Raw genomic sequence first — 2,756 nt, forward strand, 5'->3', positions numbered from 1 at the left:
AACCACCCACTCTGGCTCGGCACCATCAAATCCAACCTCGGACACACCCAAGCAGCCGCCGGCATCGCCGGCGTCATCAAAACAATCATGGCGATCCAGCACGGGGTGCTACCGCCGACCTTGCACGTTGATCGCCCCAGCGACGTTATCGACTGGGCCGCAGGTGATGTCGAGCTTCTAACCGAGGCGCGATTGTGGGAAACGCAGGGACGTCCGCGGCGTGCTGGGGTGTCCTCGTTCGGGGTCAGCGGGACGAACGCGCACGTAATCGTCGAGCAGGCACCGGGCCTCGAGTCGAGTGGCGCCGATGTGGTTGTGGGTGACGAGCCGAGGGCCTGGGGTTGGGAAGTTGTTCCGTGGGTGCTCTCGGGCCGGTCGGCGGGTGCGCTGGCAGCACAGGCGGGCAGGTTGACCGATTTCGTACAGGACCACGCCGACCCGAATGCGATCGACATCGGGTCCGCGCTAGCGGGCAGAACGGTGTTCGAACATCGCGCGGTCGTGCTGGGCGGGGACCGCGGGACATCACAAGCCGGTCTGGGAATCCTCGCGTCAGGGGAACCGGGCCCGGATGTGGTCCGCGGAAAGGTCGCCGGTGCGGGTAAGACGGTGTTCCTGTTCCCCGGCCAAGGCTCGCAATGGGTGGGCATGGGCCGCGAACTCTACGACACCTCACCCGAATTCGCAGCGGAGATCACGAAGTGCTCGGCGGCATTCGCGCCCCTGCTGGGGTGGTCGCTCGCGGCGGCACTGAAAGGTTCGCAGGAGAATCTCGATCTGACCCGGGTCGATGTCGTGCAGCCGTTGATGTTCGCGGTCATGGCGGGATTGGTCAAACTGTGGGCCGCGGTGGGTGTACGACCCGACGCGGTGATCGGACACTCCCAGGGGGAAATCGCCGCCGGCTACGCCGCCGGAGCGCTCACTCTGACCGACGCGGCGCGAATCGTGGCTCTGCGCAGTGGACTGATGGCCCGTTTCGAAGGCCAGGGCGCGATGGTATGGATACAGGCCGGAGTGGACACGGTGCGTGAAATGCTCACGCACTGGCCGGACCTCGAGCTTGCCGCGGTGAACGGACCGATATCGACGGTCGTGACCGGAGACCGAGAATCATTGGCGCAGTTGGTTTCCCGGTGCGATACCGGCGAAGTCCGCGCGCGCTGGATCGCCAATGGCGCCGGGCATTCACGCCTGGCAGACGGCGCACGCGAGGAATTTCTCGACGGACTGGGTGCCATCGACGCCGTGTCGGCGGGCGTGGAATTCTTCTCCTCCGTGACCGGAGACGGTCTGGACACTCAGGAATGCAACGCGGAGTACTGGTTCCGGAACCTGCGCCAAACGGTTCTTTTCCAGGATGCCGTCGAGGTAGCCCTGGCAAACGGGTGTGAATTCTTCATCGAAGTCAGCCCGCATCCGGTCCTGATCACCGGTGTGACACAGATTTTCGACACCGCGGGATCGACCGCGACCGTCTCCGGAACACTGCGCCGGGACGATGGCGGCCTGCATCGCTTCCTCACCTCGGCCGCCGAAGCATTCGTGGCGGGCGTCGACGTGCACTGGCAGCGGATCTTCGACGGACACGCGACCAAACGAATCGATCTGCCCACCTACGCATTTCAGCGGCGACGGTTCTGGTTGGAGCCAGGCTCCGGTACCGGCAGCGCCGATGTGACCGGGTGCGGACTGACCGGAGCCGACCACGCCCTACTCGGAGCGGTGATCGAACGACCCGAAACCGGCGGGCTGACACTCACCGGCCGCCTCTCCGTGAACACCCACCCCTGGCTCAGCGATCACGGCGCCGGCGGAATCAGCGTCTTCCCCGGCGCCGGCTTCGTCGAACTCGCGATACGCGCCGGCGACGAAGTCGGGTGCGGGGTGGTACAGGAACTGGCGCTCATGGCCCCTTTGGTCTTGCCGGACGGCGATACCCGGCTACAGGTACTCGTCGACGCGGCAGGCACATCGGGGCGGCGCGAGTTCTCGATCTATTCGTGCCATGCGGGCGTAGGCGAGACGTGGGTGTTGCATGCACGCGGCGAGCTGGCCGCGGGGACCGTCACAGGTGTGCAGGATTCGACCGTGTGGCCTCCCACGGGGGCGGAAGAAGTCGATCTGGGCGACGTGTACGGGCGGTTGGCGACCCGGGGCTATGAGTACGGGCCCGCTTTCCGCGGGTTGCGAGCGGCCTGGCGGCGCGCGGACGAGGTCTTCGCCGAGATCGCCCTGCCGGACGACGTGCAGGTCGACGGGTTCGGAATCCATCCGGCACTGCTGGACTCGGCACTACACGCACTGGGCGTAGTACTCCTGGACGACGAGAACGACACCGCGGAAGAGCAGGTGTGGCTGCCGTTCCTGTGGGAAGGCATCGCACTGCACACGATCGGCGCGGCCGCGGCACGGGTGCGGTTGCGCCGCGGCACGACACCCGGGTCGGTGTCGGTGGAAGTGGCCGATCGCACCGGGGCGCCGGTGTTGTCCGTGCGTTCGCTGACCGCACGCCCGGTATCGGCTCAGCAGCTGGCGGGGTGGGCCGCGGCGGCGAGTCGGGACCGGCTCTTCGACGTGGTGTGGACCCCGGTGAAGACGGCGGGTGCCGCCACCGCGACGACACCGGTGTCGTGGGAGGACGTGGGCGATGAGGTGACGGTGTCGGGGCCGGTGGTCCTGGAAGTCGACGGAACCGGCGGTGCGGTACCCGAACGAGCACGGGCAGTCGCCACCCGAGTCCTCGACGTCGTACA

General features: G+C 67.0%; 1 protein-coding gene. It reads left to right on the forward strand.

What is annotated here, in order from left to right; genetic code table 11:
- The coding region (locus tag ABZ319_RS40310; RefSeq protein ID WP_354991864.1) for a type I polyketide synthase at nucleotides 1-2,756 on the forward strand (2,756 nt) is incomplete at both ends.

Source organism: Nocardia sp. NPDC005978 (assembly GCF_040614455.1).
Classification (GTDB): domain Bacteria; phylum Actinomycetota; class Actinomycetes; order Mycobacteriales; family Mycobacteriaceae; genus Nocardia.